Genomic DNA, 15715 nt, shown 5'->3' on the forward strand with positions numbered 1-15715 from the left:
GTGCGGCCCGGGCGCCGCCCATACCAGGAAGAAAGCGCGGGTTTTGCGACGCTCATTTGCGCCGCTGGCAGGCGTCGCCGCCTTTTCTTCGCGCATTAGCACTTATTCATCAACCCGTTATACCCCGTCAGCCTTATACCATTGCTTCACCAAAGCAGCCCGCTTGTGACGCGGCGCGCCTCCCTGCTTGGCCGGGGCACGTAAGTTTGCGGTGTGAATTACTTTCTTCCGCGTATGCTCCAGCTTCGTGGGCTGCTGCCGCTGCTCTGCTGCCTCGGCCTTGCTACTGCCGCTCCGGCCCAATCCCGCTCCGCCGCCAGCGCGGGCGTTTTCGTCGATCAACAAGGCGTGCTGCGCTGGCAGGACTCCAGGCGCGAGGTAGCCCTGTTCGGGGTGAACTACACCACGCCCTTTGCCCACGCCTACCGCGCCCATCAGCGGGTGGGCGCCAACCCCGAGCAGGCCATCCGGCAGGACGTGTACCACCTGGCCCGCCTGGGCGTGGACGCCTTCCGGGTGCACGTGTGGGACGTGGAAATCACCGATACCACGGGCAATCTGCAGCAAAACGAGCACCTGCGCCTGCTCGATTTTCTGCTGGCCGAGCTCAAGCAGCGCGGCATCAAGATCATCCTTACGCCCATTGCCTACTGGAACAACGGCTACCCCGAGCCCGACACTGGCACGGGCTTTTCCAGCATCTACTCCAAGGCCGAGGCCTACGTGAACCCGCGCGCCATCCGGGCCCAGGAAACGTACCTGACGCAGTTTCTGAACCACCAGAACCCCTACACCAAGCTCGCCCTGCGCGACGACCCGGACATCATTGCCTTCGAGGTGTGCAACGAGCCGCGCTACCACGAGCCCAAAGCCCAGGTGACGGACTTTGCCAACCGCATGGTAAAGGCTATGCGCGCCACCGGCCTGCAGAAGCCTATTTTCTACAACATCGCCGAAAACTACCCGGTGCACGAGGCCATTCTCGACGCCAACGTGGACGGGCTGACCTTTCAGTGGTACCCGCAGGGGCTGGTGAGCGGGCACGAGTTGCGTGGCAACCTGCTGCCCTACGTAGATCAGTACCCGATTCCGTACCGCCAGGACCCGCGCTTCCAACGCCGGGCCAAGATGGTGTACGAGTTTGAGTCGGCCGACGTGCTGCAGCCCATCATGTACCCGATGATGGCGCGCAGCTTCCGCGAGGCCGGGTTTCAGTGGGCTACGCAGTTTGCCTACGACCCGCTAGCCATTGCGCCTTATAACACCGAGTACCAGACGCATTACCTGAACCTGGCCTACACGCCGAGCAAGGCAATGAGCATGCTCATTGCCGGCAAGGTATTCCGCACGGTGCAGCGCGGCCAGCAGTTCCGCCGCTACCCCGCCGATTCGGTGTTCGGGGCCTTCCGCGTGAGCTACCGCGAGCAGCTGAGCGAGATGAACACCGACGAGGAGTTCTACTACACCAACTCGACCCGCACCCAGCCGAAGCGACTGGCCAGGCTGCAGCATCTGGCCGGCGTGGGCTCGTCGCCGGTGGTGACGTACGGCGGTACCGGCGCCTACTTCCTCGACCGGCTGGCCCCGGGCGTGTGGCGCCTGGAGGTGATGCCCGACGCGGTGCCGTTGCGGGACCCGTTCGAAACGGCCTCGTTGCGCAAGGCTGTGACCAGCATCCGCTGGAACGAGCAGCCCCTGCGTGTGCAGCTGCCCGACCTGGGTTCGGCTTTCACGCTGCGCGGCCTCAACCAGGGCAACCGCGTCCAGCAGCAGGCGCAGGGCGGCGCCCTGACGGTGCATCCGGGCACGTACCTGCTTACCACCCGCGAGCAAGACGCCGCGAAGTGGGTAACGCAGGATCGTAAGCTGGGCGTGCTTGGGCTGAGCGAGTTCGTGGCCCCGCTACCCACCCCCGACCAGCCGACCACGCAGCCCGTGCCGACGGTGCGGTCGACGCCGCCGGCGCAGGCCACGGCGGGCCAGCCCCTGCAGCTGCGCGTGCAGGTAGCAGGGGCCGAGCTGCAAGACAGCCTGCTGCTAGTGGCGCAGCACTTCTACGGCCGCACCCGCCGCCTGCCGATGACGCGCCTGGGCCTCAGCACCGCCGAAGCCACAGTGCCCGCCGAACTACTGTATCCCGGCCTGCTGCGCTATTGGGTGGTGCTGAAACCCCAGAAAAAGTCCGCCGGTCAGCCCATCCGCACCTTCCCCGCTGGCCAGCTGGGCCAGCCATCCGACTGGGACTTTTTCTCCCAGGAGCACTGGGAAGTGCCCATTGTGGCGGCTGGCAGCCCGCTGCCGCTGTTCCGCGCCGCCCACGACCAGCGCCGGGTGGAAGTGCGCGGCACCGAAAACGCCTTTTCCGGCTGGGCCGACTACGTAACCACGCCCGCCGGCGAGCTGGCCCTGCGCCTGGTGGTGCCCGTGCCCTCGGCCCAGGCCGCTGCCAGCTCCGAAGCAGCTGCCCCGGCCGTGAGTTTGCGCGCTTACTTTGCCGATCAGCTGCTGGGCCGTAGCGCCGAGCTGGCCGGCGCCAAAGAGCTGCTGGTGCGCGTGCGCAGCAACCAGCCCGCCGCCAGGGCCAAGGTGCTGCTCGTCACCCGGGATGCCGCGGCGTATTCGGCCGCGCTGCCACTTACGGCGGACTGGCAAACGGTGCGCATCCCGCTCAGCGCGCTGCAGCCCGACGCTATGCTCATCACGCCGCGCCCCTACCCGGGCTTTCTGCCTCTGCACTTCAAGCCGGCCAATCAGCCCGCCCAGCTGCGCCTGGCCGACGCCGAAGTGCTGCAAATCGTAGTAGACGGCCCGGCCACCGGCTCCCCGATTCAAGTAGATCTGGAGTCGGTTTCGCTCCAATAAGTACCCATGCCCCGAATCCTCACTTCCCGCATAGCTGCGGCGGTTCCGCTAACCGCTCTGCTGCTGGCCGCCGGCCTCACGCAGTGCACCAGCAGCCATGTGCCCGCCTCCTCGACTGCCGAAACCTTCCGCCCCCTGGGCGCGCTGGACTTCAACCCCGACTGGCAGTTTAGCCAGAGCCGCGACACGGCCGTAACGGCCGCGCTCTTCGACCGGGCCGCCACTACGCTGCCCTGGGCCGCGGCCACGCTGCCGCACACGGCGCAGCTGGAGCCGGTAAATACCGCGCAACGTCAGTGGCAGGGCATCAGCTTCTACCGCAAGTTTTTCCGGGTACCGGCCGGCGCCGCGGGCAAGCGCGTGGCCGTGCACTTCGGCGCGGCTATGCACACGGCTGATGTGTACCTGAACGGCCGGCGCCTGCAGCGCCACTACGGCGGCTATTTGCCCTTCGAGGTCGACCTGACCGACCAACTCAAGCCCGACCAGGACAACTGCCTGCTGGTGCGCCTCAGCAACGAAGACGACCCGACGGTACCGCCCGGCAAGCCGCTCAAGGACCTCGACTTCAACTTCTACAGCGGCCTGTACCGCGGCGCCGAGCTGCGCCTGCAGGCCCCGCTGCACATCACCGATGCCGTGCAGGCCGGCCGCGTGGCCGGGGGCGGCGTGTTTGTGAACTACACCAACGTCTCGGCCGAATCGGCGACGCTGCGGCTGCAGACGGAGGTGCAAAACCACCACCCCAGCGCCCAAAGCCTGCAGGTGCACGCCACCCTGCGCGACGAGCGGGGCCGCGTGGTAGCCCAGCAAACCGAGGAGCTGCGCGACGTGCCAGCCAATTCGTTTGGCCGCGTGGTGCACCTGATGAACATCAGCCGGCCGCAGCTCTGGTCGCCGGAGCAGCCCTACCTGTACCGCCTCGCCGTGGAAGTGCGCCAGGGCCGGCAGGTGCTCGACCGGCAGGAGCTGAGCACCGGCGTGCGCAGCATCCGCTTCGCGCCCGAGGGCTTTTACCTGAACGGGCAGACGCTGCGGCTGCGCGGCACCAACCGCCACCAGGAGTACCCCTACCTGGGCTACGCCGTGTCGGACAACGCGCAGTACCGCGACGCGTGGAAAATCCGCGAGGCCGGCTTCAACTTCGTGCGCTGCTCGCACTATCCGCCCTCCCCGGCTTTCCTGCAGGCCTGCGACGAGCTGGGCATTCTGGTGATGAACTCCATTCCGGGCTGGCAGTTTTTCGGCGACGCCACCTTTCAGCAGCGCAGCCTGCAGAACGTGCGCGACATGGTGCGCCGCGACCGGAACCACCCCAGCATCATCCTCTGGGAGGCGGCCCTGAACGAGACGGGCATGAGCAAGCCGTACATGGACGAGGCGCACCGCATTGTGCACCAGGAGCTGCCTTTCAAGGAAGGTGTGTACACCTGCGGCTGGCTTGATTACGCTTACGACGTGTTCATCCCGGCCCGGCAGCACGCCAAGGCGCCCGATTACTGGAACAAGTACGCCCAGCCCAAGCCCATCCTCCTCTGCGAGTACGGCGACTGGGAATACTACGCCCAGAACGCGGGCTTCAACCAGAAAGCCTACGAAGGCCTGAAGGAATCGGAGCGCACCTCGCGGCAGCTGCGCGGGCAGGGCGAGCGGGCCCTGGCCCAGCAGGCCCTGAACTTCCAGGAAGCCCACAACGACAACTTCCGCGGCCCGGCCGTGGGCGACGCCAACTGGCTGCTGTTCGACTACAAGCGCGGCTACGCGCCCGACATCGAGTCGTCGGGCGTGGGTGATATTTTCCGCCTGCCCAAGTTCGCTTACTACTTCTACCAGAGCCAGTACGGCCCCGTGGCCGACCGCCACGGCTTCGGCTGGCCCATGGTGTACATTGCCAACTACTGGACGCCGACCTCGGCCAAGGAAGTAGTGGTGTACAGCAACGCCGACGAAGTGGAGCTGCTGCTCAACGGCCAGATAGTAGCCCGCCAGAAGCCCGACCGCAACGCCTTCTCCGACCGGCTGGCGCACCCGCCGTTCACCTTCGCGCTACCTGCCTTCGCGCCCGGCACGCTGCAGGCCGTGGCCTACCTCGGCGGCAAGCGCGTGGCCACGGCCGAGCGCCGCACGCCCGGCGCCCCCGCCCGCCTGCTGCTGCGCTACGACCGCAGCAACCGCGACCTGAGCAGCGGCCAGCAGGATGCCGTGTTCGTCTACGCCTCGGTGGTCGATGCCACCGGCGAAGTAGTGCCCACGGCTACCACCCGGGTGCGCTTCGCGGCGCAGGGCCCGGCCGAGCTGGTGGGCGACGCCGCCCCGGCGGCCGAAGCGGGCATTGCCGCGGCCGTGCTGCGCGCCGGGCAGCAGGCGGGCACGGTGCGCCTCACCGCCACAGCCGACGGCCTGTCGGCTGCCTCGCTCGACATTCCGGTGCGCTAACCGCCTGCGGGGTGGAGCTACAAACCACATCACATAGCTCCACCCCAGCCTGAGCGGCCATCCGGCGCATTGGGTCGTACCTTGCGGCTGCCTATCACAGTGGTTTCAGGTTCCGTGTACACCATAAAAGTCCGTGCCACGACGCCCGCGCTCCGGCGCGGGCCTACAAATCGGGCCCACGGACGCCGAAACTGCTCTAGCTTTCTGTTGCCATGATTGAAACTCCGCGCCTGCAGCTGATTCCCTGCACTCCAGCCCACTTCGAGGCGGCGCTGGCGGGCCGGCACGTGCTGGCTGCCGTGCTGGGCGTGGCCGCGGCGCCGGGTTGGGCCGGCTCGCCCGAAGCCGAAGCCGTGCTGGCGCCCGGCTACCAGCACCTGCGCCGCCAGCCCACGCTCCAGGGCTGGTGGATCTACCTGCTGGTGCACCGCAGTGAGCAGCAGCTCATCGGCCTGGCCGGCTTCAAAGGCCGCCCCGACGAGCAGGGCAGCGTGGAAATCGGCTACAGCCTGATGGAAGCCTACCGCGGCCAGGGCCTGGCTACCGAAGCCACGCAGGCCCTGGTGGACTTTGCCTTCGGCCACGCGCAGGTGCAGCGCGTCACGGCCCTGACGCTGCCCACGCACAGCGCCTCCTGCCGCGTGCTGGAGAAGTGCGGGCTGCAGTTCGTGGGCCCCTCCCTCGACCCCAACGGGGGCGAGGTGTGGGAGTGGGCCCGCCAGCGCCCCGCCGGTGCTTCGGCCGCGGGCCCGCTGCTGACGGCCGCGGCTGCCCTGCTGGTGTTTCTCAGCGCCTGCGGCGAGAGCAAAGCCCCCGCTACTGACGCTCCGGCGCCTCCGGCCGCCGTAGCCACGGCTGCTATTGACCCGGGCAAGGCGCTGTTTGAGCAGAACTGCGTACTGTGCCACGGCCCCGATGGCAAGCGCGGCCTCAACGGTGCCCACGACCTGACCAAGAGCAACCTGAACCAGATGGGACGCGTGTACATGGTCACCAACGGCCTGGGCAAGATGCCCGGCTTCAAGGGCCAGCTCACGCCCGAGCAAATCGAGCAGGTGGCCGCTTACAGCCTCACACTGAAGTAGTGTAATCGGCACGCTATCCGGCAGCCTACCTTTGCCGTATGCTACTTGGAGGAAGCCTGCCGCCCGGCGGGCTTCTTTGCTTGCCCGAGCGCACCGGTCCAACAGGCCAGCGCTTACCTTCCCTGGCTCGTCAGCTCCCTGACGGCCGACTACCTTCTACCTAGCTCCCACTCCATGGCTAACCGCCCCACCTCCAAACGCCGCCACAGCGCCACCCGGCACCCCGGCGCTACCGATACGGTAAAAGGCCGCGCCGGCCGCATTCTGGCCAAAGGCAACAAGGACGCCACCTACGAAACCTCTCTGGAGTCCGAAACCGCCGTGCTGGTGGCCGTGCCCGACAAGCGCCAGGACGACGCCCTCACCACCGAATACCTCGACGAGCTGGCCTTCCTGACCGAAACGGCCGGCACGGTGCCCACCAAGCGCTTTATCCAGAAGCTCGAAAAGCCCGACATCCGTACCTTCGTCGGCTCGGGCAAGCTGGAGGAAATCCGCGCCTACGTGCACCACCACAACACCACCATGGTGGTGTTCGACGACGACCTTTCGCCCTCGCAGCTGCGCAACCTGGAAAAGGAGCTGAAGGTCAAAATCCTCGACCGTACACTGCTTATCCTCGACATCTTCGCCTCCCGGGCCAAGACGGCTACGGCCCGCACCCAGGTGGAGCTGGCTCAGTACCAGTACCTGCTGCCCCGCCTCACCGGCCTCTGGACTCACTTGGAGCGCCAGCGCGGCGGCGTGGGCATGCGCGGTCCGGGTGAACGGGAAATCGAGACGGACCGCCGCGTGGTGCGCGACCGGATCAGCCTGCTGAAGGACCAGCTCAAGGATTTCGACAAGCAAAGCCAGACCCAGCGCAAAGCCCGCGCAGGCATTGCGCGGGTGGCCCTGGTGGGCTACACCAACGTGGGCAAGAGCACGCTGATGAATCTGCTCAGCCGCGCCGACGTGTTTGCCGAAAACAAGCTTTTCGCCACCCTCGACTCGACGGTGCGCAAGGTGGTGCTCGAAAACATTCCCTTCCTGCTCTCCGACACCGTCGGCTTTATCCGCAAGCTGCCCACGCGCCTGATCGAAAGCTTTAAGTCGACGCTGGACGAAATCCGGGAGGCCGACCTGCTGCTGCACGTGGTGGACATTTCGCACCCCATGTTCGAGGAGCAGATTCAGGTCGTCAACGACACGCTCAAGGACATCGGCGCGGCTGAAAAGCCCACCATTCTGGTGTTCAACAAAATCGACCAATACCAGACCGACGTGGACCCGGCGGCCCACCTGCACGACGTGGAGCCCGACCACGACGAAGACCTGCACCACGCCGACGACGTGCAGCAACGCCCCACGCTGGAGCAGCTGCAGAGCTCTTACATGGCCCGCCTGCACGACCCGGTCATTTTTATTTCGGCCCAGGAGCGGCAGAACGTGGATGAGCTGCGCGCCATGCTTGTGCGGCGGCTGCGCACCATCTACGAGCATCAGTACCCCGGCCAGCCGCCCTACGCCGACCCGGCCGCCGCTGCCGACGAGCAATAGGGGCTGCTACGCTCACTCTGGTTTTGCCCGGATAGTCCAGTTTCTGCGGAAGCTCGACTATCCGGGCTTCTTTTTGTCTATTCTACAAAACGCGTAACCAGAATATGCAGCAATTTTAATTTATATCAGTATCTCTACTGATTTTTTGATAATATCGTAACATTTACTTTACTTATGCGTCTCAACCTGACCCAACCAAACCCTTCTTTATGAAAAAAACATTCTACGCTCTCGCACTCGCTAGCCTGGGTTTTGCATCCGTTTTCTCGGCTTCGGCCCAGTCCAACGTTGCTAACGCGCAAGGTATGCTGCAGAAGCAGGGCCGCCAGTGCGCCGCCATGGAAGTGCTGGCCGCCCAGATGGCCGCCGACCCGGCCATGGGCCAGCGCATGGCCGCCATCGAAGCCCAGACGCAGGCCTTTGCGGCTAGCCCCACCGCCAACCGTGGCAACGCGGTAGTGACCATCCCGGTGGTGGTGCACGTGCTCTACAACACGACTGCCCAGAACGTCCCGACCCAGCAGATCATCGACCAGATTGCGGTGCTGAACAAGGACTACAGCAAGACCAATTCCGACATTACCAAAGTGCCGTCGGCCTTCTCGGGCCTGGCGTCGGGCACCAACGTGCAGTTCGTGCTGGCCCAGCGCGACCCGAACGGCAACCCCACCACGGGCATCATCCGCAAGCAGACCAAGGTGTCGTCGTGGAGCACGAACGACGCGGTGAAGAACTCCAAGCGCGGCGGCGACGACGCCTGGCCCGCTGGCAAATACCTGAACCTGTGGGTGTGCAACCTGGGCCAGGGCCTGCTGGGCTATGCGCAGTTCCCCGGCGGATCGGCCACCACCGACGGCGTGGTAGTGCTGTACTCTTCGCTGCCCGGCGGCTCGGCGGCGCCCTATAACATGGGCCGCACCGCCACTCACGAAGTAGGTCACTGGCTGAACCTGCGCCACATCTGGGGCGACGCCAGCTGCGGCAACGACCTGGTGAGCGACACGCCCACGCAGCAGACCTCGAACTACGGCTGCCCCAGCTTCCCGCACGTAACCTGCTCGAACGGCGCCAACGGCGACATGTTCATGAACTACATGGACTACACCGACGACGCCTGCATGTACATGTTCTCGGCCGGCCAGGCTTCGCGCATGAACGCCCTGTTTGCGGCCGGCGGCGCCCGCGCTTCGCTGACCACCTCCAACGGCGGCACCGCCCCGCGCACTACGGCTACGCTGGGCACGCAGTACTCGCTGTACCCCAACCCGGCTTCGACTACGCTGAACCTGACCGACGCTACCTCGGCTGCCCGTAACGCCAACGTAAGCGTGAAGGTGTACGACATCCACGGCTTGGTGATGAAGGGCGCCAGCTACAACCCCGCCACGGGCCAGCTGAACGTACAAAGCCTCGACAAAGGCCTGTATCGCGTGGCTATCAACGATGGCAGCCAAGTAGTACAGAAGAGCTTTGTGAAAGAGTAAGCTCCGCTTCTCCGCTTTGTACCAAAAAGCCCATCCAATTGTGGATGGGCTTTTTTATTACTTGATCTACCTACGGCTGCAGAATTTTATCGAAATCAAATTATAGATAATAACATACTTCACTTATAAGTATGATTCAATTCCAAAATTGAAATAAGCATAAAAGTCAAAAATCGCGCAAAAGTACATTTATATTCCAGCAATATCAGAATATTAAGAGTGCATCTAAATTATTTATGTGTTTTTCGCAAAAACACCTGCCAAACGCTTGTTAGGATGATGATAATGTTAAATATTGGCCTCACTAATTCCATTTTCTTCACCCATCCCCTTTTTTCCACCACCAAAACCCTTCGTATGAAACAAACTCTCTACGCTGCTTTAGCATGCCTGGGCTTGCTGACTTCGGCAGGTGCTGCGCAGGCTCAGCGCAAATGCGCTACCATGGAAAGCCTGGCGGCCCAGCTAGCCGCCGATCCGTCGCTGGCCCAGCGCCGCGCCGCCATCGAAGCTCAGGCCCGTGCTTTCGAAGCCAACCCCACTCAGGGCACTGCCCAGCGCGGCAACGCGGTGGTGACCATCCCGGTGGTGGTGCACGTGCTCTACAACACGGCCGCCCAGAACATTTCGGACGCCCAGATTCAGTCGCAGCTTGACGTGCTGAACCAGGACTACAGCAAAACCAACGCCGACTACACCAAGACGCCGTCGGCCTTTGCCGGGCTGGTGGCCAACGTAGGCGTGCAGTTCGTGCTGGCCAAGCAAACCCCGACCGGCGCCGCCACGACGGGCATCGAGCGGAAGCAAACCACGAAGACCTCGTGGGGCACCGATGACTCGATGAAAAAAGCCAGCACCGGTGGTCTGGATGCCTGGAACTCGAGCAAGTACCTGAACCTGTGGGTGTGCAACCTCTCGGGCGGCGTGCTGGGCTACGCGCAGTTCCCCGGCGGCGCGGCCGCTACCGACGGCGTGGTAATCCTGACGACGGCCTTCGGCAAAGGCGGCTCGGCCGTGGCACCCTTCAACCTGGGCCGTACCGCGACGCACGAAGTAGGTCACTGGCTGAACCTGAACCACATCTGGGGTGACGATGGCACTTCCTGCTCGGGCACCGACAACGTAGCCGACACGCCCAACCAGGCCGACGAAAACTACGGCACGCCCGCGTACCCGAACCCCTCCTGCTCGAACACCAGCGACATGTTCATGAACTACATGGACTACGTGGACGACGCAGCCATGTACATGTTCTCCACCGGCCAGTCCTCGCGCATGAACGCGCTGTTTGCCACGGGCGGTGCCCGCGCCGGGCTGCTCACCTCGGTAGGCGGCACGGCTCCCGGCGGCGGCACCACTCCCACGCCCACTACGCCGACCTACTGCGCTTCCAAAGGCAGCAGCGTGAGCTACGAGTGGGTTGACCTGGTGCAGTTGGGCTCCATCAACCGCACCTCGGCCGCCAACGCCGGCTACTACGACGGCACGGCCCTGGGCACCACGGTAGCGGCCGGCTCGGCCCAGACCATCTACTACTCGGCCGGTTACGCTTCGTCGGCTTACACCGAGTACTGGAAGATCTACATCGACTACAACCAGGACGGTGACTTCGCCGACGCGGGCGAGCTGGTAGCCAGCCGCTCGAGCAGCGCCAGCACCACGCTGAGCAGCGCCTTCACGGTACCCACCACGGCCAAAAGCGGCAAAACCCGCCTGCGCGTGGTGATGAGCGACAACTCGGCCACCACCAGCTGCGGCTCCTACAGCTACGGCGAGACGGAGGATTACTCCATCACCATCTCGGGCGGTCTGCGCACGGCCGAATCGGCGAAGGCCGAGGTAGCCGACTACAAGCTGTTCCCGAACCCGACCAGCGGCGCACTGAACCTGGTGCTGCCCGCAGGCCACAAAGCCGCCGACGTGCAGGTGCAAGTATTCGACGTGCGCGGCGCCAGCATGAAGCAAGTGCGCTACGACGGCTCGGGCATGCTGGAAGTGCAACAGCTGCCGGCCGGCGTGTACACCCTGCGCCTGCAAGACGGCAACACGGTGGTGCACCAGCGCTTCGTGAAGCAATAAGCCACCACCCGGGCGTCGTTGCAGCCGCCCGGCTCACTCACCAACCGAAGAGCCCGTTCCGCCTCGCCGCGGGGCGGGCTTTTTTCTGGTAGATACAGCCCGTCAGCGAATAACTATTTTCGGCGGGGCTCAGTAAAGAAGCCCACTACTCCCCTCCCCGCATCCATGAAAACCCTGTACCTGATGCGCCACGCCAAGTCGAGCTGGAACTTCGACGGGCTCAGCGACAAAGAACGGCCCCTCAACAACCGCGGCCGCACCGATGCGCCCCACATGGGGCAGGCCCTGGTGAAGCGCAATGTCCAGCTGAATCTGCTGGTGAGCAGCCCGGCCGTGCGGGCCCTGAGCACCGCCGCGCTGGTAGCCAAGGAGCTGGAATACCCCGCCGACCGCATCCACGTCATCGACGGCATTTACGAGGCCGACCTGGACCGCCTGCTCGACATTATCCGCGACCTGCCGGACGAAGCCGATTCGGTGCTGCTGGTCGGGCACAACCCCACCATCACCGACACGGTCAATGCGCTGTCGCCTTCGCCGGTAAACGAAATGACTACCGCGGCGATGGTGTGCCTGCGCTTCTCGACGGATAGCTGGCTGGATGCGCACCGCACCAACGCCGAGCTGTACTTCGTGGATTCGCCGAAGAACTACGAGGAATAAGTGGTGAAATGGTGAGGTGGTGAACTGGTAAGTGTCGTGCTGCTTGCGCTAGCTGCGCGGTGTTGACCTACCGAACATCAACTCACCATTTCACCACTCACCATTTCAGCACCTATGCCGCACGACACCCAACCCACGCCCCTCTCAGCGGAGCCCACGCTGCTCAACCGCGAGCAAAGCTGGCTGAACTTCAACGCCCGGGTGCTGCAGGAAGCCCAGAACCCCGAGGTGCCTCTGCTGGAGCGGCTGAAGTTTCTGGCCATTTTCTCCTCCAACCTCGACGAATATTTCAAGGTGCGCGTGGCTACCCTGCGCCGGCTGCAGAACCTGAAGAAGAAAACCCGCGCCAAGCTGGGCGAAGACCCCGGCGAGCTGCTGCAGCAGGTGCTGACGGAGGTGGGGCGGCAGCAGGAAGTTTTCGGCGAGACGTTTCGTGACCAGATATTGCCGGAGCTGCACCGCCACCACATTCACCTGGTGACGGAACAGGACCTCACGGCCGAGCAGCACCAGTGGGTGCAGCAGTACTTCCGCGAGCGGGTGCAGGATCTGCTTTCCCCCGTCGTGCTCGACGACAACCTGCACCACCTGTTCCTGAAGGACCAGACCACCTATCTGACCTTTTACCTCACCGGCCACGCCAAAGGCAAAAAGGCCGAGAACGAGGAGCGGGTGCTGGTGATGGAGCTGCCCACCAAGCGCCACGGCGGCCGCTTCGTGCAGCTGCCCGACGCGGGCCCCGAGCACTACGTGATGTTTCTGGACGACGTAGTGCGCTGCTGTGCCCACGAGCTGTTTCCGAAGTACGAGGCGGTGGAGGTGCACAGCATCAAGATGTCGCGCGACGCGGAGCTGGACATTCAGGAGGAAGTATCGGGCAACCTGCTGGCCAAAATCAAGAGCAGCCTGCAGAAGCGCGAAACCGGCTACCCCGCCCGCCTGCTCTACGACCCGGCCATGCCCAAACCGGTGCTGCGGGCCATCATGCAGAAAACGGGCATCGGCAAGGAGGAACTGGTGGAGGGCAGCCGCTACCACAACTTCCGCGACTTTTTCGGCTTTCCGGGCTTCGGGCTGACCACGCTGCAGTACCCGCCGCAGGTGGCCCTGCCCCACCCCACGCTGCCGCGCGGCAAGGAAGACAGCCTGCTGGCCGCCATCGGGCAGCGCGACCATCTGATTCACTACCCCTATCAGTCGTTCGATTACGTGACGCGGCTGATCAAGGAAGCCGCCAAGGACCCCGCCGTGACCGATGTGGGCATTACGCTCTACCGCGTGGCCGACAAGAGCAAGGTGGCCAAAGCCCTGCTCAAAGCCGCCAAGCACGGCAAGCAGGTAACGGTGGTGGTCGAGTTGAAAGCCCGCTTCGACGAGGAATCCAACATCCGCTGGGCTGAGAAGCTGGAGCAGGCCGGCGCCACGGTCATTTACGGCGTGCCGGAGCTGAAGGTGCACGCCAAGCTGCTGCTCATCCGGCGGCAGGAAGGCGACGCTGCCCGTCATTATGCCTACCTGAGCACCGGCAACTTCAACGAAGCCACCGCGCACGTGTACGCCGACCACGGCCTGTTTACGGCCGATGAGCGGCTGACCGCGGAAGTGGCCCGCGTCTTCGACTTCTTCCGCACCCGCGAAACGCCGGCACCGTTTGGGCACCTGCTCGTGGCCCCGTTTGAACTGCGCCAGCGCCTAAACCACCTCATCGACGTGGAAATCGAGCACGCACGGGCCGGCGAGGAAGCCTACATCATCCTGAAGCTAAACGCGCTGCAGGACGAAGGCATGATTCGCAAGCTCTACGAAGCCAGCCAGGCCGGCGTGCGCGTGGAACTGCTGATCCGGGGCATTTCGTGCCTGTTGCCGGGTGTGGCGGGCCAGAGCGAGAACATTCAGCAGCGCGGCATCGTGGACCGCTACCTGGAGCACGCCCGCGTGTACGTGTTTGCCAACGGCGGGCAGGAGCGCGTGTACATGGCCTCGGCCGACTGGATGACGCGCAACCTCGACCGCCGCGTGGAAGTAGCCTTTCCCATCTACGACGCCGAAGTACGCCGCGAGGTGCGCTACCTAGTGGATTTGCAGCGCCAGGACAACCAAAAGTCACGCGACTGGCAAAACGAGTACCTGCGCGAAGGCGCGGAGGAAAAGCCGGTACGCGCCCAGGCGGAGACGTACGAGTACCTGCGCAAAAGGCGGAAGAAGTAGCCGGTAGCACTGCCAAGCGCAAACCGTCAGAACAAAAACAGCCGTGCCCGAAACCAAGTGTCCCTGGTTTCGGGCACGGCTGTTTTTGGCTTCTACTAGTGGTACCGTCGTGCTTCTAGAGGAAGGCTTGCTTCGCTCCGCTCGCCATGACGGCGGCTTGAGCCGTCTTACTGCCCGGCCGTTTTCTTCAGGAACTTGCGCGGGGGCACTAGGAATACCTCCACGCTGGCGTAGGGCGCGCCGCCCACGGTGTTGTCGATGATGCGCGGGCGGGGGCTGCCGCGGAACAGGCTAAACCCTTGGTTGCCTTTTTCATCCAGGGCGTTGAAGGAAGCGTTGTAGCGGTAGCCGGCTTCCACCCCGAACCAGATGAAGTCGTAGATTTCACGCTCCAACCGCAAGCGGGGCTTCAGCTCGGTCTGGCGCAGAATGAGGGTTTCCAGCTGGTTGTCCAGCGGCTTGCGCAGCTTGATGTTGTAGTTGTAGCCGTCGACGGTGTAGCCGGCAAAGAGCAGCGTGCTGGGCGACACGTTGTAGCGCACCGTCACGCGGGCCGGAAACAACGACTCCACGCCCCAATGCTTGTTCCAGGTGCGGTTGTAGAGGATAACCGGGTAGATGCTCTGCCGCCCGAAGGTGTAGCCCAGCTGCCCACCGATACCCCAAGCGAAGCTGGGTGAGCGTTTCCAGCCGTAGATGAACTCAGCCGACATCTTCAGGTAGTCCTTGGGTGCCGACAGCTCGCCGGAGGTGTAGTCGCCGTTCAGCTCACCCTTCACGCGGGCAATGTACCAGTGCACGTTGTCGATGGGCCGGATGGCGGCTATCTGCGCCCCGATGACCTTGAGGCCCTTGTCTTCGAGGTTGCGGTAGAAGTTCGACGCGTCCGGGTTCTTGAACTGGAACTCCTCCCGGTCGTAGTTCAAGCCCAGAATCAGCTTCAGGTGCGGGTGGTTGATCAGCGGCGCGTAGGCCTTGATAAACGCCCGGGCGTTTTTGGTCACGGTGGTTTTGGCCCGTCCCTCCGGCTCCCGGTCGCGCAGCTTGGTATCGATGCTGAAGTTGCCGAGCCGCTCGTAGTGAAAAACCACGCCCTTGCTGGGCCCGCCGCCGATAACGGAGGGCACGGCGAATTCCTGGCTTTGGCCCACCTGATCGGCAGCCACCGTGTCGGTGGGCAGCGGGGCGGGCGGCGGGTAGATGGGCGTGCGCGGGGGCTGGTCCTGGGCCCGGACCGCAAGGGCGCTCAGGCTGCATACGCCAGCCAGGAGCAGGCCACGAAAACGCGAGAAAGTAAGGTTTGTCGGCATGGCCGAAGTCGTTCGGTGAGAGAGTGGCGGCAAGGCTAGATGTTGGGCT

General features: G+C 64.2%; 9 protein-coding genes. 8 read left to right on the forward strand and 1 reads right to left on the reverse strand.

Features of this window, described 5'->3' with window-relative positions; all coding sequences use genetic code 11:
- The first annotated feature begins 234 nt into the window (after positions 1-234).
- The 8 genes from B0919_RS16160 (at position 235) to ppk1 (ending at position 14356) form a co-directional block, all read left to right on the forward strand.
- Positions 235-2862 carry a cellulase family glycosylhydrolase gene (locus B0919_RS16160; RefSeq protein ID WP_078013319.1) on the forward strand — a complete coding sequence of 876 codons (2628 nt, stop codon included), beginning with the start codon at positions 235-237 and terminating at the stop codon, positions 2860-2862.
- A gap of 6 nt (positions 2863-2868) precedes the next feature.
- Complete coding sequence (locus tag B0919_RS16165; RefSeq protein ID WP_078013320.1) at positions 2869-5298, forward strand: glycoside hydrolase family 2 protein; 2430 nt, start codon at positions 2869-2871, stop codon at positions 5296-5298.
- Positions 5299-5510: 212 nt separating this feature from the next.
- Positions 5511-6383: a GNAT family N-acetyltransferase gene (locus tag B0919_RS16170; protein WP_078013321.1), complete on the forward strand. Its 873-nt coding sequence runs from the start codon at positions 5511-5513 to the stop codon at positions 6381-6383.
- A 174-nt stretch (positions 6384-6557) separates the two neighbouring features.
- Positions 6558-7922: a GTPase HflX gene (hflX, locus tag B0919_RS16175; RefSeq protein WP_078013322.1), complete on the forward strand. Its 1365-nt coding sequence runs from the start codon at positions 6558-6560 to the stop codon at positions 7920-7922.
- 209 nt (positions 7923-8131) lie between these two features.
- Entirely contained in the window at positions 8132-9406 is a 1275-nt protein-coding gene (locus tag B0919_RS16180) for a M43 family zinc metalloprotease (RefSeq protein WP_176133083.1), read from the forward strand.
- Positions 9407-9763: 357 nt separating this feature from the next.
- Complete coding sequence (locus tag B0919_RS25340) at positions 9764-11485, forward strand: GEVED domain-containing protein (RefSeq protein WP_176133084.1); 1722 nt, start codon at positions 9764-9766, stop codon at positions 11483-11485.
- Positions 11486-11650: 165 nt separating this feature from the next.
- Entirely contained in the window at positions 11651-12148 is a 498-nt protein-coding gene (locus B0919_RS16190) for a SixA phosphatase family protein (protein ID WP_078013323.1), read from the forward strand.
- Positions 12149-12262: 114 nt separating this feature from the next.
- Positions 12263-14356 (forward strand): polyphosphate kinase 1, encoded by a 2094-nt coding sequence (gene ppk1, locus B0919_RS16195; RefSeq protein WP_078013324.1) that lies wholly within the window; start codon positions 12263-12265, stop codon positions 14354-14356.
- A 167-nt stretch (positions 14357-14523) separates the two neighbouring features.
- On the opposite strand, the gene B0919_RS16200 is transcribed toward ppk1, so the two are convergent.
- Positions 14524-15666 carry a DUF6268 family outer membrane beta-barrel protein gene (locus B0919_RS16200; protein WP_078013325.1) on the reverse strand — a complete coding sequence of 381 codons (1143 nt, stop codon included), beginning with the start codon at positions 15664-15666 and terminating at the stop codon, positions 14524-14526.
- Positions 15667-15715 lie beyond the last annotated feature (49 nt).

This window comes from Hymenobacter sp. CRA2, assembly GCF_002007105.1.
Lineage (GTDB): Bacteria > Bacteroidota > Bacteroidia > Cytophagales > Hymenobacteraceae > Solirubrum.